Origin of the sequence: Archangium violaceum Cb vi76, assembly GCF_000733295.1 — a bacterium.
Lineage (GTDB): Bacteria > Myxococcota > Myxococcia > Myxococcales > Myxococcaceae > Archangium > Archangium violaceum.
In genome coordinates, this window is record NZ_JPMI01000233.1 from 60,609 (window position 1) to 82,676 (window position 22,068).

Genomic DNA, 22,068 nt, shown 5'->3' on the forward strand with positions numbered 1-22,068 from the left:
GCGCGGCTCAGGGCTGGGCGTCCTCCACCACGGGCCGCGCGGAGGGCGCCGCCGCGCACGCGTAGCGCCACCGGTTCGACTTGCGTGCGTACACGCCTCCCACGCCAGGGCTGCACTCCACCAACAGGCGCGTCCCCATCTCCTTCTGGTGGGAGACGGTGTACTCGGTGCTCGTCTGGAAGGTGCCGGCGATTCTCAGCCCGGACTTGTCGTCGGGTTGGATGGCGGCCCAGCCCTTGGTCCACTCGAGGAAGCGCGGCGGGTGCTGGGTGAGCCAGGCCTGCGCATCCTCCTCCAGCATCCGTGGCGTGTTGAGGCCGAGCAGGTCCACCACGAAGGCGTTGCCGAAGAAGCGCGAGGCGCCCGCGTCGAGCACCCACACCACGTCCCCGGGCGAGGCGTGCGAGAGGAAGAGGCCCTCCTGCACCTGCAGGTCGTCGATGTTGTGCGCGTCGTTCTCGAGCCGCGCCAGGCGGGGCGCCAGCCCCGTGGCCATCATGAGGGGCAGCACCGCCACGGCCAGCGCGGGGAGCCGGGGGCCGTGGCTCGCCAGCCGCCGCTCCAGCCACCCGCCCAGCAGCACGGGCAGGGCCGCCAGGAGGAAGGGCAGGGCGGGCAGCACGTAGCGCTGCGCATAGAAGCTCTCCACCTGGCCCAGTCGCCCCAGCGCCATCGAGACGGAGCAGAACGCCAGCCCCACGGCCACGAGCCCGGCCGCCAGGCGCTCCGTGCTGCTCGCGGACTGGCGGCGCCATACGGTCAGCAGCGCCAGCGCCACCAGCACCAGCAGCACGGGCCCGGGCCAGGACACCTCCGGCAGCAGCTCGGTGTAGCCCACCCGGTGCGAGTGGAACAGGGCCGGGAGCAGCGGAGCGCGGGAGGAGGTGACCTTGGCGTAGAACGTCGCCGGCAGTGGCCTGCCGGAGGCATACAGGTTCCACGCGGCCCACGCGCCGCCGCCGAGCACGAGCCCCACCGCCGCCTCGAGCCAGCGCCTCACGACGGGCCTCCACCCGGGCTGGGGGCGCACCACGAGCGGCAGGAGCACCAGGAAGACGCCCACCTCGGGGCGGGCGAGCGGACCGAGCGCGCCACACAGCGCGTACAGCCAGGGACGCTGAGCGCGCAGCACGAGCACGAAGCCCACCGCCGCGAGCGTGGCCAGCGGTACCTCCATGCCGGAAATGCTGGCCCCCACCAGGTGCGGGCTCACCAGCACCACCAGGGCCGCGCTCAGGGCCTGGAGCCGGCCCGCGCCCCGCAGCACCGCGTACAGGCCGGCCGCGGTGAGCGCATGCAGCAGGAAGCCCAGCAGCTTGGTGACGAGCACCGCCCGCCCCACGCTCGCCTCGCCGAGGTGCGCCACCGACACCACGAAGGCCCACAGGGGGGACGTCTCCCCGGTGGCCGGCACGCCGGGGTTGTAGCTGAGCCAATCCCCCCGGGCCACGCTGCGCGCGTAGACGGCGTGGATCCACGCGTCATCGAGCGGAAAGCCCCGTGCCCGCCAGTACTCGGGCGCGAGGGCGAAGGTGAGCGCCAGCACCGCCACCCCACAGCCCACGCCCACCAGCCAGCCAAGGCGCCTTTCCGGAGTCGTGGAGGCGGGGACGGAAGGACTCGGGGCGGAGGGGTCGCTGCTCATGGCAAGGGCGCGACTCTACCTCACGGGACGTGGCCGGCACGGACCTTCCACCGGGCTTCCAGGCGAGCGCCCCGCCGGTGTCCGGCCTCACGCCTCGGGGACGAGGCGCGCGCTCTCCAGGCTGCGCTTCAGCCGATCCCTCATGACGTTGGGAATCGTCTCCGCCCGGCGCAGGGCCTCCTCCAGGATGCGCACGGCCTCCTTTCGGCGACCCCGCCGGCGCAAGGCCCGCCCCCTGAGCTCCAGCACTTCCAGGGGCTCCTGCTCCACCGAGAACTCGTTGGAGCGCGCCAGCAGTGCCTCCCACTCCGCGTCGGTGGCGTCGCGCGTGGCCAGATCCACCGCGTCGAACATGACCTCTTCCGAGGGGCTGAACTCCGCGCCGCTCTGCTTCAACGTCTGGCGGATCTCCGTCAGCAGCACGCGCGTCTTCTCGTCCTGCCCGAGGTAGGCCAGGGCCCGGGCCTGCAGCAGCAGCGCCCAAGGCCTCGGGGCCATCTCCGGGTGGTGCCGCTCCAGCTCGATGGCGCGGATGATGTGCGGGGCCGCCCCCTCCGCGTTCCCCGCCTGGTGGAGCAGCTCGCCCATGTTGTGCTCGGCGAAGTACTCCCAGCCCACCATGCCCAGCTCTCGCCCCAGGTGCAGGAAGCGCTCCTGGTCCTGCATCGCCCCCTGGACGTCGTTGCGCGCCACCCACACGTTGCGCCGGTTGTTGATGGCGCTGCCCAGGTGCAGCCGGTCCCCACGCTCGCTGCACTCGGTGATGACCTCCTCGAGGATGTGCTCCGCCTCGTCGATGTGGCCGATGTTGGGGAGGATGACTCCCAGCAGCAACTGTGCCACCACCAGCGACTCGTAGCCGGCATCTCCCAGCTTCCGCGCCCGCTCGGCCGCCTCTCGCAGCGGCTCGCAGCACTCCTCCCACTGGCCGTCGCGGAACTGCGCGCGCCCCAGGCCCAGCAGCAGCCGCAGCTGCAACAGCGGCGATTGCAGCTTCCGGGAGAAGGTCAGATCCTGCGCCGCGTACACCCGCTCCTTCGAGCGCGCGTAGTCGTTGATCCAGTCGTAGGCCATGGCCTCGTCCAGCAGCAGATCCACCTCGTCGAAGACCGCCTCCAACTGCCGGGCCAGCTCGCGCGCCGCGGCGAAGTCCGCCAGCGAGTCCTCGTAACGCCCCACGCGGTAGCGCATGAGGCCCCTTCCCCGGAGCACCGTGAGGCGGCGCCGCCGGTCATCGGGCTCCAGCAACTCGAGCGCGCGTGTATAGGTGGACTCGGCCTCGATATAGGCGTGGCGGCCCCGCGCGGACTCGGCCAGATCGATGTAGAGGGCGGCGGCCTCGTCACGCAGGCCGGCGGCGGCGGCGTGCAGGGCCAGGCGGGGCAGGCGCTGGCGCTCGGCGGCTCCGGCCTTGCTCTGGTAGTAGCGGAACGCCGCACGGTGGATGCGCGCCCGGTCCGCCTCGGGCAGCGAGCGCTCCACCGTGGCGCGCAGCAGCTCGTTGCGGAAGCTGAGGCCCTCCTGGCGGTGGCTCACCAGCAGGCCGAGGTCCAACAGCCGCCGTGTGGCGTGGCGGGGATCCAACGGGAAGTCCGCCGCGCCGCCGTCCTCCTCCAGCGCGTGCACCACGCCCTCGGCCTCGGCGGCGGTGAAGTCCGGGCCCAGCAACGCGCACAGCCGCGCGTGGGCCGCGAGCTCCACCGGCAGCGTGCCCAACTCGCGGTCCGCCAGCCAGTCCACCAGCCGCAGCTCCGGCATCCGGTCCAGCTCGTCCGTGGCCAGGAACCAGCTGCCGCCACTGGCGCGCTGACGCACGAGGCCCTGGCGCTTGAGGCCCCGCACCAGCTCCACGAGGAAGAGGGGGACGCGCTGGGCGCGCTCGGAGAGGTGCTCGAGCGCGGCGGCGGGGATGTTCTCCGCGGGGCGCAGCAGGGTGCGGCACAGCTCCACGGCGCTGGGGGGCGAGAGGGGGCCGAGTGGCAGCACGTGCCGGCGGGCGGCGCGCGTACCCCAGGAGGGGCGCAGGCGCTCGAAGCCGGGGCGCGCCAGCACGCACACCCAGAGGGGCAGGCGGGACTCGGCGAGCGCGGCGTACTCCAGCGCGTCCAGGGCCGTCTCCTCGGCGTACTGGGCGTCGTCGAGCAGCAGGCACAGGGGCCGGCGGCGGGCACGCGCGGCCAGCAATTCACCGGCGGCGCGCATGGCCAGGGAGCGAAGTGCGCCAGGTGCCGCGGCCCAGTTCTGCAGTCCGGCGGCGCCCGGTGCCAGCCACCCCAACGTGGAGGCCACGCCGGGCCACAGCTCGGTGGCCAGCTGGGGCCCCAGCAGCTCGAAGCACGTGGCGCGGCCCTCGTGGTCGGAGCCCGTCAGCTCGGCGTCGCCGCGGAAGTCGTAGAGGGCGCCGCGCAGCAGCATGCGCAGGGTGCCCTCGGGATCGCCCTGCACCGGCTCGCGGGCGCGCCACGTGGCCACCCGCGCGTTGGGCAGGGCCACCTGCAGTTGCTGGGCGAGCGCGGCGCTCAGGTGCGTCTTGCCGTGGCCCCGGTCTCCCAACACGGTGACGAGCGTGGGCGCGCCCTCCACCAGCGCCAGGCCCGCGCTCTCCATCAGCTCGGCCAGCTCGCTGCCGCGGCCCACCAGCACGCCACTGCCGTGCTGGAGGATGGTGACGTCCTCGCGTCCCAGGCTCGCCGACGCGCGGCGGAAGACGCCCTCGCGGCCCGTCACCGGCTCGCACGGCAGGTCCGGCAGGGCCTCGGCCGCGGCGGTGGTGAGCAGCAGGGTGGAGGGATCGTCGTCGGTGGGGTAGCGGTCCTTGCGCGCGAAGATGGGGCCGAGGTAGCGCGCGGGCCCACCGGGACGGCGCTGCACCGTCACCGTGGCCACGTCGATCAGCGCGGCGGGCGCGAGGTTCTGCGCGGCGAGGCCCTCGGCGGCCTGCCGGGCGCGCCGCACGGGATTCTCTCCCGCGTCCGGATCGAAGACGCCAGCGAAGCGGGTGCCCTCGTGGGAAGCCATCTGCCCGCCGAAGCCGGCGAGCGCCTTCTGCACGGTGACGGGGTTGGCACCCGAGCGGAAGAAGAGCACCGCCACCGAGCGCCGCACGGGCGCGGGCGGAGTCGGGGCGGCCTTCTCGCGCGCGTGTGGCAGCGGGGTGGAGGGCTTCTCGGTGCTGGCCAGTGCCTCCAGGAGCGCGAGCCGCAGGGCGGCCACGGACTCATAGCGGCGCTCGCGCTCCTTGGTGAGGCAGCGCAGTACCACCTGCTCGAGCGCCGCGGGTACGGGCACCAGCTCCGAGGGACGCAGGGGCCGGCGCGCCAGGTGGGCGTGGATGACGTCGGCCGGGGTGCCGAAGAAGGGCGGGCGGCCGGTGAGCATCTCGTAGAGGAGGACGCCCAGGGAGTAGATGTCCGAGCGGATGTCCAGGCCGGACTGGCTCGAGCACTGCTCCGGGGACATGTACTCGACGGTGCCCGCGAAGGAGTCGCCGATGGGGGGCGTGGGCTCGTCGGCGGAGGAGTGGATTGCCGTGCTCACGGAGCGCGCGAGGCCGAAGTCGAAGAATCCGGCGGAGCGCGTGGCGTCATCGAGGAAGACGTTCTCCGGCTTGAGGTCGCCGTGGAGGTAGCCGTGGCCGTGCACCACCGCGAGCGCATCCAGCAGGGCCTGCGTGCGCGAGGTGAATTCGGCGAGCGGCATGGGGCCGGACACCTGCGCCATGCGCTGCGCGAGGGTAGGCGAGGCGATGAACTGCATGACGAGGTACGGGGCGCCGTTGGGGAGGGTGCCCGTGTCATGCACGGAGGGGACGGTGGGAGGGCCGATGACGCGCAGGACCTCGGTCTCGCGGGCGAGCTGCGCGCGGGCGAGGGGCACCTCGGCGTGGGCCACCTTGATGGCCACGCGCGCGCCGTCGTGCTCACGCCGGGCGGAGTAGAGGGTGCCGAAGCCGCCACGGGCCACCTCCTCCTCGAGCCGGTAGCCGGCGAGCTCGAGGGACGGCGACGGCCGGCCACGTCCCGTGGAGGGGGCGTTGGTCGGGGTGGCTCCTCGAGGACAGTGCGCGTGGGTCCCCTCCCAACGCTGCCCGCATGTCACACAACGCGGCACGTCCCCAATCTACCGCAACCCGGCCGGCTTTCGCCGCTTCCGGGCCAAAATCGGGAGTCCCCCCAGGGGGTTGGAATGAACCCACCCGGTGGGGAGGATTCACTCCCAGGAAATCTCGTACGCGCTATCGAGGGGCCCCGTCGCCCACCACCTGGAGACTCGCGCACAGGCTGTTGAGCAGGCGCCGCGGGTTCTGCTGAACCCGCGTCATCATCAACTTGCCGAACACGGAGGTGAGGAAGTTCGTCTGCGCACGACCTCCCGGATGGCGTTGAAGAGGAGCCCTCGCGAGGTGTCAGACTCCTTGATGAAGGAGAGCCAGTGCTTCAACTCCTCCGGCGAGCCGAGTCGTAGCGTGTCCGGCGTGACGGCCCGGGTCTGCGTGCTCATGAGGTGCTCCCCCTTCAGGGTGCTGAAGCAGCTCCGTGGCGTCATCATGTGCCATCCCTCGGACATCCCTTCACGCAACGCACTCCCTCGTGTGCGAGCTCTCGAAAGTGTCTCGCACTCGTTGACGTCAACGAGTGGTGTGAGTGGATGTGTGATGATCGTTGATGTCAACGAGTGAGGCGAGGGATGCACTCCGTATCGATGAGGGCCACGTCCTGCTGAAGCGTTGGCGCCCTCCCTGTCGGCTCGTTGCCCTCCCCTTCCTGTGTCGTGGCGCTCATGCGACGCCCTTCTCTTCGGCCCTGTTTGTGTCTGGCTTTGCTCGTTGGGAGCCCGCGCTTCAGCATGACGTCACAGGTTGGGGGTGCTCGGACTTACTTACCGGTTCCAAACCGCCGGGGAGGGCCTTGCTGTCTCACAAACAGGCTTCTGCCGCTCTGAATGGTTGGCCCGTTCGCATGACCCGCGCGGTTGTGAAGGGCTTTCATGCTCATCTCTTTCGTGTCGGAAGTGGAGTCGTGTTTCCGTAGGAGTCGCCCGTCTCCCGCCGGGCTTGTTTGCCGTGCTCTCCAGGCAGCTCCGGCTTCACTTCCACCTCTTTCCGCCCAAGGCCTCGGAATACGCCCCGTGGCTGGTGGCGGACGTGCTGCTGCTCGACGTGGTGCTCAAGAATGAGGCCGTCTCCCGGGCGGAGCTGGGCCGCCGTGTCCAGGAGTTCCAGCCGCTCGTGGTGCTGCGGCCCGACGGCTACCTGGCCTTGGCGCTCAGTGGCAGGGAACTGCAGTGCGTGGGCCCCGTGGGCGTCCAGGACGGGGCGTATCGGGCGGGTTCCTTCGAGGTGGGTACCTTCTACAGGAAGGACGAGACGGACAACTGGCAGCCCGTGTCCGTCCCTGGTTCCGTCGTCGCGCGCTAGGCCCTCCTCTCCTGCTTCCTCTCTCTCCCATGTCCGAATCGAAGAAGCCCGGTGGTCCCGGGCCCGGCAAGTCCTTCGCGGTGGGCGACTTCCGCTACGCGATTGTCCGCTGCCTCGTCGAGCACCCCGACTACGACACCCTGCTGCTCGCCACGCGAGAGCCTCTGCAGGATGGCCCGGTGAAACTCGTTGTTCTCAAGCCCATCGTCATGGAGCCCGGGCGCGAGGCCCGGCACCGGGCGCTGGAGGGGAGGACCTCGACGAGCGATTCCCTCCCGAGGTACGCGCCGAGCGCTCCTCGCTGCTCCCCCTGGAGACGTTGGCCAACCGCGTGCTGCACTTCGGTCCGGAAGAAGTGGAGCACGCGGCGAAGGACCTGCCCGCCGCCTTGCAGAAGATCGTGGCCCGGGCGTTGCGGCAGAACCCCGCCGACCGCTACCCATCGGCGGACGACATGCGTTACGACCTGCGGGACTTCCTGCATGCCCGCCAGGGTCGACCCTATGGAGCGAAGGATGCGGAAGCGGAGCTGAGCGACATCCTCAAGGAGGCCTCGGACCTGCGCAAGCTGACGGCTCACCCGGACGTGGAGAAGGGCGTGTTTCCCCTGCCACCGGACTTGAAGGGCGACGAGCCCGGCGGCGTTCACTGAGGTGCACCGTGGGCAGCTTCAACAAGAGGAACGTCTCACTCGCGAGGCACGTGGGGGCAGTGGCCCGTGAGGCACGTGCCCGCGCGGGGCTGACGCAGGCGGACGTCGCCGAGCGCGTCGAGCTGGCGACGGAGGTGTACGCGCGCCTCGAGCGCGGCAAGATGCTCCCGAGCGTGCCCTCCCTGCTGCGGCTGTGCCGCGCTCTGGGCGTGGATGCCAACTCACTGTTGGGGCTCGTCGCCGGCACGCCGCCGCAGTGGCTCGCGCCGGCCGCGCCTCCGTCCGACGAGCCACCCGCCCTCCGCCGTCTGCTGCGCTCCGTACGCCGGTTGGGGGGGCTCAAGTCAATGCGCTCACCCTCGTGGCCCGCTTCATGGGCCCGGCCCGCACGACACGGGGCTCCCGCGAACCGGACCAGGCCGCACGTTGAAGGAGCGATGATGCCCACGGCATTGCAACGCCACCTCGGAAAGGTGGCCAGGGACACCCGGCTGCGCCTGGGCCTCACCCAGGCCCAGATGGCCAGACGCGCCAGCCTCGCTCCCGTCGTCTACGGTCGCATCGAGCGCGCTCGGATGATGCCCAGCGTGTCCACGCTGCTGCGGCTGTGTGGCGCGCTGGAGCTGGATGCGAACACGCTTTGGGGCTTCTCCTCACGGGCGCCGCCCTCCTGGCTCGTTCCTCCGGAAGCTGCCGCCGAAGGCACACCGGAGGTGCGCCAGTTGCGCCGCGCGATTCGCACGTTGACGGAGCGGCAGCTCGCCGCGCTCGCCACCCTGGCGCGCTCCATGGTGGCTCCTCCACGCAAACGGGCGCCGCGCGGCAGGTGAGACAACCCATGCAACTCGAACACCTGCAGAAGTCTCTCGGTGATGTATGCCGCATGGCCCGCGAGCGGCTGGGGCTGACCCAGGCCCAGGTGGCGAAGCAGGTCTGCCTCGCCACCGAGGTCTACGGACGCATCGAGCGCGGCGGCCTGTTGCCGTCCGTACCCACGCTGCGCAAGCTGGCCCTCGCCCTCGGAATCTCCGCCGATGTGTTGCTGGAGCTGAGCCGCACGGAGGTGGCTCCTTCCCTGGCGACGCCTCCTCCCGAGGGCAGCCTTTCGCCCGAGCTGCGGCAGCTCGTCCGCATGCTGCGCGGGTGGAGCCCCGGGGAGGTGAAGCGGCTGATTCGCGTGGCGAAGGTGCTGGAAGCAGGGGATGCTTCACCGGGACTTGAAGCGGGAGAACATCCTCATCCGCGACTCGGACGGGCGGCCCGTCCTCGTGGATTTCGGAATCGGCTACCTGGCGGGAGAGCCCACCATCACCGGCGAGCGCTCCCTGCCTGGGACGGACGAGTACCGCACGCCCGAGTTCATCCGCCATGAGCAGGACAACGCCCCGGGCAACGCAGGCTACTGGCCCGGCGTGGGCGACGAGCTGTGGGCGCTGGGCATCACCCTCTACTGGCTCCTCACCGACGTGCTGCCCTTCGGTCACCGCGCGGAAGGCGGGTTGTACGGGAGGATCCTCCACCATACGCCCGCCGCGCCGCATGAGCGCAACCCGCGCGTGCCCCTGGCTCTGAGTGCCGTGTGCATGCGTATGTTGGAGAAGCGCAGGGAGGCGCGCTTTTCCGGCTACGTGGAGCTGTGCGGTGCGCTGGACGCCGCGCTCGCCTCGGCGGACGAGCGCTGGGACGTGCCGCTGATGGACCCGGACGCGCCGGACGCGACGCCCACGGTGAAGGTGCCCGGCATGGGGCCCCCGGCGGGTGAGGAGCAGGCGGGCCTCGCGTGGAAGGCGGACCGTCCCCGGCGTGGACGCAAGGCCGCCCAGAAGCCGCGGCCGGTGCCGGAGCGCGGCGGCGCCCCCGCCGTTCCCGAGCCCCCGTCGGCGAAGCTGGCCGAGCCGCCTGCCCCCGCGAAGGTGGCGCGGGTTGCGGCCTCGCCAGCCGAGGCCCTCGTGGCGGTGTTGGCGGAAGTGGCGCCGCGACACGCTTGGGAGGGCCTGCCACCCCCGGTGCCCGAGTCTGCTCTGCCGGCGCCTGGAGTCCCTTATGCCGCGCGGGCGGAACCCGCTCCACGGCGGGCCCCGGGCCTCGCACAGCCAGCGTCTCCGCCGAGGGCGCGTGGCGCGCTCCGGCGGGCACTCTCGCGCGTCTTTCCCTCAGGCCGCGGCATGCTTCCGGTGCGCGCCGCGGCGGTGGCATCCCTCCGCCCCGCGGCGCTTTTCGTGGTGGCGGTGGGGGCGCTGGCCCTGGCGAGCGTCGGCGCATGGGTCGTGCATACGCGCCCGGCGCCCGGCTCTCCTTCCACGGTGCAGCCGGTGGCCTTGGCTTCACCTCGTGTCGAGTCCCTGCGCGAGGGCCCTCCTGAGCGGGCTTGTGCCGTCCGTGAAGTGGCGGGTTTCCAGGAGTGGCCTGAAGCTGGGGTGGGCGCGGCCTTCCACCTGCCCCCCACCCCCGCGTCCGTACTCGCCACCATGCTTCGCAAGGAAGACTCCCGCTCGAGGCCCGAAGAGACGCCCGCTCCTCTGCTGCAGCGCAAGGGCATGCGCGCCCGTTTCATGGAGAAGTGCGTCGGCGTGGCCTGCTGCGCCGTCCTTGGCGCCTGTACCGGCGCCCCGGTGCGCCCCACGCCCGAGCCCGAGGCGTGCTCCTCCAAGGCCCTGGCCACCATGAAGGAGTTGGAGATCGACATTGGCGACGAAGCGGGCGGCACCTTCCCCGTCGTTGGAAGCGCCAAGCCCGTCCCCGTGCAGGAGTCCACGACGTTCGCCTTGCTGGACGACATGGGGAAGCTGAAGGCGGGCACCGTCCTTTCCGGACGACTCATCTTTGGGCAGGACCGCGTCTACGGGCGCTTCACGCAGGCCCGGTATCGTGGGGATGCTTGGCCCGTCTGCTTGGAACTTCAGTACCGAGGGATACGGGGCACCGGGTATATGCGTGACAGCGGGCCTGACTCCCCTGTGGTTGGGTCCGTGGCATGGGTCCAGGCCGTGGACCGCTTCGAGTAGAGACGTACGTGAGTCCTGCAGACAGCAGGCCGGGCACTTCGAGCACGGAGGTGTGGTAGAGGCGCATCCTCCCCGGGCGACTCCCCGCGCCTTCCTGGAGGTTGACAGTCCGTGCTCCCCGCATCTCCTGCCGGCCTCCTGGTGCTGGCGCTCGCGTCCACTCCCGTCGGCGTGTCCGCGGCTACGGCCGTGGATGAGTGCGAGTCGCAGAGCCCGCGTATCGAGCTGTCCGCCTTCCCCCCGGGCAAGTCACCCGTGGTGTGTATCGGCTCGGGCTTGACCATCACCTTCCGCTTCGACTCGCTGCTCCAGCGGGAGTCCCTGAAGCTCGAGGACCGGGACTGGTTCGTGGACTGGGCCGTGGGGCAGCAGACCGTCACGCTGGTTCCACGCGACAACCTGGTTTCTGGCAGACGGATCGACGTGACGGTGTGCTTCGCGGACGATGCCGCACCGCCATGCACCACCCTCACGCTCCTCGTGCATCCCGGTCTCGGCATGCAGGAGGTGAAGGTGCTGCGTCAGGCACGCTCGGTGGTTGACTTACAGCAGGTGGCGGAGGAGGCCGAGGCCGACACTCAACAATGCCGGATGGAGGTGCGGCAACTCCGCGCTGAGCGTGTCGTGCCAGACGGGCTACGGGGCGCCATCGCCTCCGGCCTCGTGGACGGCAAGCGGGGTATTGCCCTCAAGGAGCTGACATGGGACGTGAAGGAGAAAGAGGGCAATGCTCTCATCCATCACGCCGTGACGAGCTACCGCGCCAAGGATCGGGTGGCGGTGGAGGTGTACCTCACGAATCCGGGCTCGGTGCCGTGGACGGCGGCGGGCGCGGTCCTGCGCGGCTCCAAAGGCGAGATGCTCAAGCCGCTGCCACTCTGGCAGGTCGAGCCCATCCTCTCCGCCGCGCCAGGAAATGAGGGCAAGCAGGGCCGCGTCGTGGTGGAACTGCTGGCCACGGAGGGGGAGGCGCGGGGCACGTACACGCTCGTCCTCTGGGACGCGGATCGTCAGCGCACCGTTACCCTCGCCAACGTGACGTTTCCTCAATAGCGGTTGCCTGCCGGCATTGCTGGGCTCACCCGTGCCTCCGTGTCGTTCTCCGGGGAGGATCAGACTTCCTCGTCGGGTAGAAGTGAGCGAAGCAACTCGTCGCCGGGACCGAGAGGCCGCCATCCGGGGCGAGGAGGGGTTGCAAGGAGAGCTGTCCGGACCTGTCTGGCGCGCTCTTTATGAGTTTCGGGGGTGTAGGCAATCCACGAGCCAATCGCCTCGGCAACCTTGAAGCGGTTTGCATCGTCCAGCACGGACGGCCAACCCTCGGGAACGCTCTGGGACCAGAGGCGCGCGAATGCATCGCGCACAAACCGTGTGACCTGCTTGCGCCGCTCCGCCTCGGCAAGAAGCCCGCTCAATACCTGCACTCCGGCGACATCGTCCTTGCCTGATTCCTCGGCCAGCAAGTGCAATGGGACGGCGGGGCGCGCCTCGGCGAAGGCGGTGAGCGAGTCGTAACCTCGCTCGCGGACCCGCTCGTAGAGGCGCGCCTTCACGTTGCCCTGCCAAGCACGTCCGCCGCTCATGGTCCTCTCCGGGAGGTGACGTTCAGACTTCTTCATCCGGCAGGAGCGTGAGCAGTCGTTCGTCGTCGGGCCCTCGCGGGCGCCAGCCGGGCGGCGGTGGCTTGGCGAGGAGCGCCGCGCTGATCTGCCTTGCTCTGTCCTGATGAGTATCTGGTGTGTAGGAAATCCACGCGCTGAGCGCCTTGGCGACTTGGAAACGGTTGGCGTCATTCAACACGGCTGGCCAGCCGTTGGGGAGACCTTCGGACAGCTCGCGCACAAGCTGCGCGCGCACCAGACGTGTGACTCGACGACTCCGCTCCGCCTCGGCGACCAACCCGCTAAATACCTGTACTGCGGCGATGTCATCCTTGCCAAGCTCCTCGGCCAGCGCTAGCAGCGAGGCAGTGGGGCGCGCCTCGGCGAAAGCGGTGAGCGAAGTGTAACCGCGCTCGCGCACCCGCTCATACAGACGCACCTTGATGTTGCCCTGCCACGCACGTCCGTCGCGCATCGTCCTCTCCAACGGATGAAGTTCAGACTTCCTCGTCGGGCAGGAGCGTGAGCAGTAGCTCGTCGTCGGGGCCGAGCGGGCGCCACCCGGGCGGGGGCGGCGTGGCGCGGAGCGCTGCTCTGGCCTGCGTGACGCGCTCTTCATGGGTTTCCGGGGTGAAGGAGGACCAGAAACCGAGGGCTTTGGCAACCTTGAAGCGGTTGGCGTCGTCCATCACGGTCGGCCAGCCGTCGGGGAGACATTGGTACAGTTCACGCACGAATTGACTGCGCACCAAACGCGTGACTCGGCGGCTTCGCTCTGCTTCGGCCACCAGCCCTTTGAACACCTGCACTCCAGCGACGTCGTCCGGACCCAGTTCCTCGGCCAGGGCCACCAGCGAGGCGGTGGGGCGCGCCTCGGCGAAGGCCGTGAGTGAATCGTAACCCCGTTCGCGGACCCGCTCATACAGGCGCGCCACCCAGTTACCTTGAAAAGGATGTCTGTCGCTCATGACCCTCTCCACGGGACGAATTTCATCGGAACGCCGTAGCGCTTCATTGCTTCGCCGACGATGTCCAGGACCTCGTTCCGCGTCAACATCCGGCCTGCTTCAATTTCGGCATCGCGCAGGGTCTTCATGATCATCCGGTTCCATTCACCGGGCCATAGGCGCCCCAGCTTCCAGTTCCCCCCGCCGTGGATGGCCTGGTGGTGTGCCTGCTCCAGCCTGACGCAGAACTTGTTGATGTCCATGTCGCCGGTGAAGCCGCGCTTCTCGAACCACTCGCGGAACTCTTGCGGCATGACGTGGTGCCGGGGGCGCTCGGCCATGCCAGCCCCCGCTCTGTCCGTCACGCGCATGCCCCGCACCTCGGGCCCGTCTCCCAGCGCCTCGCGCACGCCGCGCGGCAGCTCGCCGTGCGCCATCATCATCTGGCCGGCCTGAATCCGCACCGCGGCGCTGATGGCGGGCAGCGAGAGGACGCCTTCGCGCACCAGCCGCTGCATCATCTCCACCCACTCGGCGGAAACGACAATGCGCGTGCCCATCATCACGCCGCTGGTGCCCATCACCATGCCCACTCCGAGGGTCACGGGGGCTGGGGGCCGCAACGTGGGCAGCGAGAACTTCAGCGCCGACCTCATCGTCACCAGCTCCATGAGCTGCGCCAGCACCTTCACCTTCTCGACGTTCCTCAGCCCCGATTCAAGGCGCTGGGCCGTCCTGTTGAGCTCGCCGGACAGGTAGCCCATCAACGCGGGCATGTTCTCCGCCGCGGCCTCCACCTGCCCTGGCTCCCGCGAGGCCAGTGCCGTCATGGCCGGCTCCACCATCTGCCGCCAGCGGTCCATGTCCACGAACAGCGTCTCCAGGGAGTTGTAGCCCTGCTTGAAGGCCACATCGAGGAGGTGGAGGACGTCCACCCAGGCAGCCAGCAGCAACGAGCCCAGCAGGGCCGCCTCGAGTCGGGGGCCCGCCAGACGCAGCAGGGCCCGCTGCATGTCCGGGTCCTCCACCTCCGTGGCGGCGTGGGCCAGGCGGGTAGCGGCGGCGAACTCGGCGTCCAACCACCGCAACTGGTCCTGGCCATACTCGATATGGGGCACGAAGAGGCCGGCCTTGCCTGCGATGCCCCAGTGGCTCTTGCGCAGCCTGGAGAGCTCACCGGAGAGGCCGCGGGTGGAGCCTGACACGTCTAGCAAGGCGGCGCGGAACGCCAGGTGTGCCGCCAGGGCGCTCCCCCAGGGCGTCTCCTCGCCGCGAGGGCCCACCGCCGTCACCGCCTCGCGCGTGCCCTGGCGGCGGTGCAGCCGCTGGGGCCCCTCGGGCTCTGGCGTGGAAGCCTCACCCGGGCCCTGTGCCCATGCAGGCGTGGCGGCCTCGTGCGGCGTGTAGCGCAGGTGTGTCCCCCGGCCGGGCGGTGGCATCAGCGGCGCACAGGCGTTGGACAGCAGGGCCAGGGCGAGCAGTAGCCCCGTCCACCTGACTCCTGGCGACTCAGCGCGCATGGTCCACCCCCAGGCCCCCGGAAGCGAAGGCCCCCGGGCTCGGCATGTCCTGGCCTCGCGCGAACAGCAGTGTGCTCGCGGGCAGGGAAGCCGGGCGTGGGGGCTCCACGGCACCCACGGGTGGAGGGGTGGGCCCATCCGCCTGGGATGGCAGCAGCACCACCAGCAGCGTGGACGTCATCAGCGCCTCCGAATGGGGACTCCCATTCTAGCGGCCACCTCCGACGACTCCGGACAGACGGGAAAAGACGGGGGGATGTGACCTGGTTCCCAAGCCTGGTGATTCCAACCACCCCGGTCACCCGGTCGCATCCGTGGTGCCGCGGAGCCCGCGTTTCCGCCGCGTCCCCGGTGGTCACGAAAAGAACCAGGGAGGGAACACCGGCCATGTCCGCCGGCATCCCTCCCTGCCCGGGTGCTTCAGTTCATGCGGACGGGTGCGGCTACTTCGCGGCCAGCGTGGGCTCCGCGCTCATGCCCTCCTGGAGCGCCTTGAGGAGCCGCGCGACCTCCGACACCGGCACGTCCTGCACGCTCAGCAGCGTCTTGCCGTCCTGGGTGCGCGAGCTGAGACGGACCGGGGCCACCCCGTTGAAGTTGCGCAAGAGGCTGTCCTCGAAGAACAGCAGACGCGCCCGATCCGGCACGGGGACACGCACCGGGAGCGGAGCCTTCTTGGCCTTCGTGGCCCGCTCCACCTCGTCCACGCCGCACTCCGCGAAGGACTTGCTCACCACCGTGCCGTCATCCCTCGGCACGTCGATGGGCAGGGTGCCAGGGTTCCCCCTGTCCAGCACGAGGCCGGTCGCCTCCACGTAGCGGAGCAGGGCCCGCAGGGGGTACACGCCGAAGTGCGTGGTTCTGGGGGCGTCCGCGTTCTGGGCTGAACGTCCAAAACATGGGACGGTCACTCGTTGACGTCAACGAGTGGACGCCCCTCCTGCCAATGAGGAGACGGGGCTCATCAAGCGGTGCCCGGCTTCGTGCGCGGTGGCCCGCGCCGCAGGGGATCCCACACGAGCTGCTCGGTGGGGGTGAGCTTCATGTTGGTGAACCCGTGGCGCTCGACGAAACGCGCGAAGCGCTCGGAGACGGTCAGGCATCCAGACAGTCCTCGCGGGCGGAAGATGTCCTCTCCTCCCCAGGTGCCAGGCTCCAGGGTGTAGCCGTGGATGGCGTTCTTGGTCGCCTCACGGCATTCCTCGCACGTGGGAGGGTCGCCGGCGTAGACGATGCGGCTGCGCGCCATGTCCACGGCCGCGCGACTGATGGGGCGGGTCCTGACGACGAGGTACGCGGGAACGTGGAGGGCCTTGGGGCTCCGCCGCTTGCGGCGCACCCGGACCACCTCCACCGGGTGGAAGCCCTCCAGTCCCGTCAGCCCTTCTTCCTGGAAGGCCCGGGCGAACCGCTCGGACATGAGCAGATCATCCCCCGGGGGCTTGAGAAAGTCCCCGAGTTCCTCACCGTGCAGCACCAACTCGACGCGGTAGGGGGGCAACCACGGCAGCATCCCGATCGCGTCACCGCACCGCTGGCAGAGGGCAGCCTCTCCGAGATTGACGGGCTCGAGCTCGTCGACGTCGACATCGTAACGGGACCAGAGCTTGTCCTTCTCCAGGATGAAGAATCGTGGGGAAGCCGTTGGCTCAGAAACCATGGGGGAACCTCGCCAGCATGTCGGGCCGGTTGTAGATCTCCCGGAGGAAGGCTTCGAACTCTTTCGCGGTCGTCGTGCCGTTGCGTTCGAGCCATTCGACGACCTCCTTGTCCACATCCCGGTGCCACTGCTGGTAGCCGCAGTGGGCTTTCTCATCCACGGCTCGGCTGACGAAGCGCTTGTCGCGTGCCTTGTACTGGCCCTTGAGCGTCCTGTGCTTCGCCAACGCCTTGGCGATGGGCCGGGAGATGATGTGGTGCAACTGCCCGGTGCACTGGATGGGCTCGGAGCAGTCCGCGGCCACATCCTGCAAGATGTCATCCCCCTTACGGATGACCTTCTCCACCTCACTGTTCCGCGAGGAGAGCTTCTCCACGAGCTTCACGGCCTCCATGGCCGCTTCAACCACCCTCGCCTCGGGGTCGCACAGGCACTCCACCGGCGTTGGGTCGGGTGTGGAGGGAAGCTGCGTGAGTAGCAGCACCAGCAGGCTCGCGAACATGGGATTCCTCTGTCTCCGTGATGGGGCCCGGAAGCTACCGCGTGAGCGTGTGGGGTTGTTGATGAGGATGCGAGCCCCTACGCACGGGCTCTCCCGGGTGCAAGGGGACGAGAGAGGGGCGCTCCGTTCGCCGCTCCGCGAGGGCGGGGAGCGTGACACCTTGCACCGGCGGGCGAGCGGCTCCACCTAGAAGGGGTCAGGGTCACGGGTGGAGGCTGGGGGAGCCACTCTGGGAGGTATCTCCAGTGAAGCTCGATTTTTCCTCGTTCCTGCTGGGGTGCGGGGTGGGTGCCGGTTCGATTCTCCTGGGCAAGCGGCTCCACCCGCTGGTGCTGGATGTGGCCACGCTGCTCTTCCGCCTCCAGGAGCGGGTGATGGCCGCGACGCCCATGGGGCAGCAGGTCCTCTCGGAGCTGCTGGCCGAGGCCCGGGCCCGCGCGAGCCTCCCCGCTGGATTCGCCAGGGGCCTCCACTCCAGGTCCTACCGTGAGCCCGAGCCGAAGCGTGCGCGGAACATGGCCACCAGGTCTTCATCGAGCACGTAATCCTCGATGTAGAGCCGCGCGGCCTCGAAGCGCAGCTCGCGCAGCTTGCGGTAGTGCAGGTCCAGGTCTCTCGGAGTCGGCGTGCCCACGAGGCACGGAGCGTCCTCGAAGCGGGAGCTGAGGATGCTGGAGAAGACGCACCCCATGAGCGTGTCGTCGAGCGGGTGCAGCAGCTTGAGCGCGGCGCGAATCTTGTGGTCCCAGCCGGTGGCGAAGGTGATCTCCCGGATCTCCCCCACGGGCCTGTGGCTGCGGATGGCGCCGGCCTCGGTGAAGAGGACATCGCGGCGCTCCTGGAAGCGGCGGATGGCGCGGCGCGGATCGAAACAGTGGGGCGCCGAGTCATCCACCACGAGCGTGCCGGGGCGCAGCTTGTCCACGTCGAGCAGATTCGCGGCGCTGGTGGCGCTGAGCAGGACGGAGGCCTCGTACACCTCGTCGGGCGCGGTGTTGCCGGAGATGCACGTCACCTCCACCTTCCCCTGGAAGCGCAGCTCCGTCACCAGCTCCTCGGTGAGTCGCAGCAGGTACTCGCGCCGTGCGGGGACGTCACACAGCCGGAGGGAGCGCGGGTGCGGCAGCGTGCGCAGCAGCAGGCGCAGGATGGCGGTGCCGATGGAGCCAGCACCCAGGAGCGCCACGTGCTCGTCCTCCAGCCGCCGTCCTCCGGCGCGCAGCACCTGCTCCACCATCATCACGAAGCAGGCGGCGGTGGTGGCATGGCCGGTGGTGAGCCGGGGCAGTCCGGAGCGGCCGGCGGTGGCCTCCACGAGGGCGCGTCCGTAGTCCGTGGCCGAGGGCACCAGGCCCGTGAGCGACACGGTGTCGGCGCCCAGGCGGGCGGCCTCCTCGAGTCCCCGGACGACGGCGTCCACGGTGCGCTGCTTGTCCACGTAGAGTCCCGCGTCCTCCAGCGGCAGCACGATGAGCCCGATGCGGCCGAGGAACGTCTCGTACACGCTGACGAGCGAGGCCTCGCCGTGGAGACAGTCGCGGATGAACTCGCGGGGCGTGAGCCGCAACTGCTCCAGGAAGGCCCGGGGCAGGGTGGCGAGCGCGGCGGCGTCCACGGAGAGCTTCGCGCTGTACTCCACCTGGCGCGCGGGCTTGCGCTCCCCGGCGCCGCCCACGTCATTGTAGACATCGGCGACGGAGAGCAGGTGCACGGCGCTCTCGGGCAGGGTGGGCCCGGCGTAGTAGAGCGAGAACAGCACCTTCTCGAAGAGCACCGGGAAGGACAGGCGGGACGAGACGAGCTCCTCCAGCCTCGGGTCCAACGTGCCGCGCAGGCCCTGGCGCTGCTCGCGCAGGTGCACCTTGAGACGCTCCCAGATGTGGATGACGGAGAGCATCTCCAGGAAGTCGGGGCGCTGGAACTGCTGGGGGAAGGGACCAGGCAGCGTGGTGGTGCCGTTGCTCTCGGCCGTGAGGAAGACGCGGACGGTGTGCGCCAGCAGGTTCAGCATGGCGAGGAAGCTGGCGTAGAACTCACGGTCGCTCCCGAGCTGGCGCATGGGGATGACGGAGTCCAGGTCCGCGAAGGTGCCGTTGAGGAGCACGTTCTGCGGCTCGATGCACTGCCCGTTCTTGAAGTGCTGGATGTCGCTGGGGAAGTAGCCGAGCAGCAGCATGCGCGCGGTGAGCCGCACCCACGAGTCGACGACGGCCTCGGGATCCAGGTTGTGCTTGAGGGTGGCGTAGACGAGGCGCGTGTTGGAGAAGCCGCCCGAGCCGGTGCGCTGGCTCTCCTGGGCCAGGGTGCCGGCGAAGTGGCTCACGCGCGGGAAGGGCGCCTTGGGGAACCAGTAGACGTAGCAGGCCAACCCGTCACGCAGCTCGTTCTGGGCGATGGTGAGCGTGAAGCCCGACAGCAGCGGCAGCAGCCGTGAACGGAAGCGCGCCACCACCTCCTCGGACCAGCGCACCACCAGCAGCGGCAGCGGCAGCCCGCCGGGCTCGTGGAACTCCTCCAGGAAACGGCCCTGCAGCTCGGCCGCGCGCTGCGCCTCGGTGAGCGCCTCGGGCAGCGTGACGGCGCCGGGCACCTTGCGCTCCTGGATGAGGAAGTACTCCAGCGTGTTCGTCACCGAGTGTTTCGCGAAGCGCTCGAAGAGCCGCTGCTGGAGCAGGTGGAAGAAGCCGCTCTGATCCTCGCACCGCACCTCGGCGCCCTTGATGGCCAGCACGCTCTCGCCCGGGCCGCGCCGGTAGAAGGAGCGGAAGTGGCCCTGGGGGCGGAAGAAGCCCTCGGTGTCGAACGTGCCGTTGGTGGGCGGCACGGGGATGTCCCGCTTCATCCGCTCCAGCTCCTCGGCCACCCAGGGCTCGGCCTCGCGCAGGTGGCGCCAGAGCGCGGGCGCGTCGCGGGCCACGTCCCAGGCGATGGAGAACGGGCCCGACTCCGCGCGCGGCTTGCGCGTGCCCAGCTCCTCCAGCAACTGCCCGAGCGGATGGCTCAGCAGCTCCTCCACCCGGAGCGTGAGCCCGTACCGGTCCTCCAGCAACTGTTGCAGCTCGAGCTGGCGCATCGAGTCCAGCCCGAGCTCCGCCAGGGTGCGCCTCGGGTCCAACGCCTCGGGGGCGATGCCGATGAGGCGGGCGAGCTGCTCGCGCAGGAAGGCGGAGGGGCTCGCGTCGGTGGGCTCGGCGCGGGGCGGCGCGAGCCGGGCCGTGTGCAGGATTTCCAGCGAGCCCGCGAGGTAGTCCTGCTTGCAGGCGCTCCGCTGAATCTTGCCGCTGGACGTCTTGGGCATGGTGCCGTGGCGCACCAGCACCAGCGTGTCCAGGTGGATGCCGTGCGCCGCGGCCACGGACTGGCGCGCGGCGTGGGTGATGTCCTCGGGGCTGTCTCCCTCGTGGTCGCGGTGGACCTCCTGCACGACCACCAGCCGCTCCTCCTGCCCGGAGTCGACGGAGAAGGCGGCGCCACAGCCGGGACGCAGCGCGGGGTGGCTCTCCTCGACGGTGCGCTCCAGGTCCTGCGGGTAGTGGTTCCGGCCCCGGATGATGATGAGGTCCTTGATGCGGCCCGCGAAGAACAGCTCGCCTTCCTGCAGGAAGCCCAGGTCTCCGGTGCGCAGCCAGGGGCCGTCACCGGTGTCCGCGCGCATCGCGCCGAAGGTGTGCTCGCTCTCATCGGTGCGGTTCCAGTAGCCCTGGGCGACGCTCGGGCCCGACACCCAGATCTCCCCCACGCGGTCCGAGGAGCAGCGCGTGCGCGTGACGGGGTCCACGATGAGGACCTGCTCGTCCAGCCACGGGCGGCCCAGGCCCACCAGGCGCCGTGAGCCCGGCGTGCCCTCGGGCAGCTCGACGACCCACCAGGACTCCAGCGCCGCGCCATCCACCGTGCGCACCGTGCGGCGTGTGCCCTGGAAGCCGCCCGTCACCATGAGCGTGGCCTCGGCCAGGCCGTACAGGGGGCGCAGCGCGTCCGAGCGCAGGCCGGTGGGCGCGAACGTCCGGGTGAAGCGCTCCAGCGTGTCGGCGCGCACGGGCTCGGCGGCGTTGAAGGCGTAGCTCCAACTGCTCAGGTCCAGCCCCACGCGCTGCTCCGGCGTCACCTTGCGCGCGCACAGGTCGAACGCGAAGTTGGGCCCGCCGCTGAGCGTGCCGCCGTAGCGCGAGATGGCGCGCAACCAGCGCACCGGTTTCTGCAGGAAGGACTCGGGCGGCAGCAGGACGATGGGAAAGCCGGCGTACACCGGTTGCAGCACGCAGCCGATGAGTCCCATGTCGTGGTACATCGGCAGCCAGCTCACGCCGACGGAGTCCTCCGTGGAACCGAAGGCCCGCTGGATGATGGCGGAGTTGTGCAGCAGGTTGCCGTGGGTGAGCCGCACGCCCTTGGGCACGGCGGTGGAGCCCGAGGTGTACTGGATGAAGGCGAGCGTACTGGCCGTCACCTCCGGAGGCCGCCACGTCCGCTCGCTGTCCGGCTCCAGCGCGTCGGTGGCCACCCAGCGCAGCGAGGCGAGCTCCGGTGCGTGGCTGGTGAGCCCGTCCACCAGCTCGCGGATGGCGTGGGTGGTGAGCACCAGGGTGGCCTGGGCATCCTGGACGATGGCGCGCAGCCGCGGCAGCGTGCGGTGCAGGCGCGAGGGGTCCGGCGGGTACACCGGCACGGCCACGACACCGGCGTACAGCGCCCCGAAGAAGGCGGCGGCGTAGTCCAGCCCGAAGGGGTAGAGGAGCAGGGCGCGCTCGCCGGCCGCGGCCGAGCGCTGGAGCGTGGCGGCGATGGCCCGGGCCCGTTGATCCAGGCCCGCGAAGTCCAGGTGCCGGGTCTCCGTCTCTCCGTCTTCCAGGAGCGTGAAGACGCGGCGCGAGGGCTGCTCCAGAGCCCTCCTGCGCAGGATGTCCACAAAGGTCGAGCCGGGCTCGCGCCGCACCACTGCCTGGGGCTTCATGTCTCTCGGCACCACGGATGGGGGGAGCCGCCGCGTGGGGGACGCGGCGGTGCCGGGGGACATGAGGGGGTTCCCCCCAGCGGACGGATCTTCATCCGCCCGCCTCCGGGCTTCAATGCCGGTGGGGAGAGCCCGGATGCACCGGGTGGGGCAGGGTCACCCCACC

Annotated in this window: 17 protein-coding genes and 2 pseudogenes; 7 read left to right on the top strand and 12 right to left on the bottom strand. The window is 70.3% G+C overall.

Annotated features, from left to right (window positions below):
* Positions 1-7: 7 nt before the first annotated feature.
* The 3 genes from Q664_RS31955 to Q664_RS59450 all read right to left on the bottom strand — a co-directional run bounded on the left by Q664_RS31955 (position 8) and on the right by Q664_RS59450 (position 6,145).
* Positions 8-1,645: a hypothetical protein gene (locus Q664_RS31955; RefSeq protein ID WP_152622457.1), complete on the bottom strand. Its 1,638-nt coding sequence runs from the start codon at positions 1,643-1,645 to the stop codon at positions 8-10.
* 87 nt (positions 1,646-1,732) lie between these two features.
* A complete protein-coding gene (locus Q664_RS31960; RefSeq protein WP_043404063.1) occupies positions 1,733-5,755 on the bottom strand; it encodes a serine/threonine-protein kinase in 4,023 nt (1,340 codons plus the stop codon).
* Between the two features lie 213 nt (positions 5,756-5,968).
* A complete protein-coding gene (locus Q664_RS59450; protein ID WP_160174544.1) occupies positions 5,969-6,145 on the bottom strand; it encodes a hypothetical protein in 177 nt (58 codons plus the stop codon).
* A gap of 562 nt (positions 6,146-6,707) precedes the next feature.
* On the opposite strand from Q664_RS59450, the gene Q664_RS31970 reads away from it, so the two are divergent.
* The 6 genes and pseudogenes from Q664_RS31970 to Q664_RS32000 all read left to right on the top strand — a co-directional run bounded on the left by Q664_RS31970 (position 6,708) and on the right by Q664_RS32000 (position 11,771).
* Positions 6,708-7,061: a hypothetical protein gene (locus Q664_RS31970; protein WP_043404067.1), complete on the top strand. Its 354-nt coding sequence runs from the start codon at positions 6,708-6,710 to the stop codon at positions 7,059-7,061.
* A gap of 319 nt (positions 7,062-7,380) precedes the next feature.
* The gene (locus tag Q664_RS60200; RefSeq protein WP_043404072.1) at positions 7,381-7,713 is read left to right on the top strand and encodes a hypothetical protein; all 333 of its coding nucleotides are present in this window, start codon (positions 7,381-7,383) and stop codon (positions 7,711-7,713) included.
* Between the two features lie 8 nt (positions 7,714-7,721).
* Positions 7,722-8,543, top strand: a complete 822-nt coding sequence (locus tag Q664_RS62730) for a helix-turn-helix transcriptional regulator (RefSeq protein ID WP_326938758.1) — start codon at positions 7,722-7,724, stop codon at positions 8,541-8,543.
* A gap of 8 nt (positions 8,544-8,551) precedes the next feature.
* Positions 8,552-8,749, top strand: a pseudogene (locus Q664_RS61370) (helix-turn-helix domain-containing protein); the annotation flags it as partial.
* 181 nt (positions 8,750-8,930) lie between these two features.
* Positions 8,931-10,718, top strand: coding sequence for a protein kinase domain-containing protein (locus Q664_RS61375; RefSeq protein ID WP_235216957.1), 1,788 nt, complete (start codon positions 8,931-8,933; stop codon positions 10,716-10,718).
* A 111-nt stretch (positions 10,719-10,829) separates the two neighbouring features.
* A complete protein-coding gene (locus tag Q664_RS32000; RefSeq protein ID WP_052518927.1) occupies positions 10,830-11,771 on the top strand; it encodes a DUF2381 family protein in 942 nt (313 codons plus the stop codon).
* Positions 11,772-11,830: 59 nt separating this feature from the next.
* Here the strand turns inward: Q664_RS32000 and Q664_RS32005 are convergent, their stop codons facing one another.
* From Q664_RS32005 to Q664_RS63210, 8 genes and pseudogenes are all read right to left on the bottom strand, one after another.
* Positions 11,831-12,301, bottom strand: a complete 471-nt coding sequence (locus Q664_RS32005; protein ID WP_043404076.1) for a hypothetical protein — start codon at positions 12,299-12,301, stop codon at positions 11,831-11,833.
* A gap of 22 nt (positions 12,302-12,323) precedes the next feature.
* Positions 12,324-12,794: a hypothetical protein gene (locus Q664_RS32010; protein ID WP_043404078.1), complete on the bottom strand. Its 471-nt coding sequence runs from the start codon at positions 12,792-12,794 to the stop codon at positions 12,324-12,326.
* A gap of 22 nt (positions 12,795-12,816) precedes the next feature.
* Positions 12,817-13,287, bottom strand: coding sequence for a hypothetical protein (locus tag Q664_RS32015; RefSeq protein WP_043404080.1), 471 nt, complete (start codon positions 13,285-13,287; stop codon positions 12,817-12,819).
* Positions 13,284-14,786: a DUF2380 domain-containing protein gene (locus tag Q664_RS32020; RefSeq protein WP_043404082.1), complete on the bottom strand. Its 1,503-nt coding sequence runs from the start codon at positions 14,784-14,786 to the stop codon at positions 13,284-13,286. Before Q664_RS32020 ends, Q664_RS32015 begins: the two co-directional genes overlap by 4 nt.
* Positions 14,776-14,967, bottom strand: coding sequence for a hypothetical protein (locus tag Q664_RS32025; protein ID WP_043404085.1), 192 nt, complete (start codon positions 14,965-14,967; stop codon positions 14,776-14,778). The genes Q664_RS32020 and Q664_RS32025 overlap by 11 nt, the downstream gene beginning before the upstream one ends.
* Before the next feature lie 262 nt (positions 14,968-15,229).
* Positions 15,230-15,631 carry a hypothetical protein gene (locus tag Q664_RS32030; protein WP_043404087.1) on the bottom strand — a complete coding sequence of 134 codons (402 nt, stop codon included), beginning with the start codon at positions 15,629-15,631 and terminating at the stop codon, positions 15,230-15,232.
* 119 nt (positions 15,632-15,750) lie between these two features.
* Positions 15,751-16,446, bottom strand: coding sequence for a hypothetical protein (locus tag Q664_RS60205; RefSeq protein ID WP_043404089.1), 696 nt, complete (start codon positions 16,444-16,446; stop codon positions 15,751-15,753).
* Positions 16,436-16,717, bottom strand: a pseudogene (locus tag Q664_RS63210) (AHH domain-containing protein); the annotation flags it as partial. The pseudogene Q664_RS63210 and the gene Q664_RS60205, both read right to left, overlap by 11 nt.
* A 476-nt stretch (positions 16,718-17,193) precedes the next feature.
* Between Q664_RS63210 and Q664_RS32045 the strand changes: the two are divergent.
* Complete coding sequence (locus Q664_RS32045; RefSeq protein ID WP_052518928.1) at positions 17,194-17,493, top strand: hypothetical protein; 300 nt, start codon at positions 17,194-17,196, stop codon at positions 17,491-17,493.
* Here Q664_RS32045 and Q664_RS60210 read toward each other — a convergent pair.
* A complete protein-coding gene (locus tag Q664_RS60210) occupies positions 17,430-21,902 on the bottom strand; it encodes an AMP-binding protein (protein WP_200883792.1) in 4,473 nt (1,490 codons plus the stop codon). The two genes, Q664_RS32045 and Q664_RS60210, sit on opposite strands and share 64 nt — an antisense overlap.
* Positions 21,903-22,068: the final 166 nt, after the last annotated feature.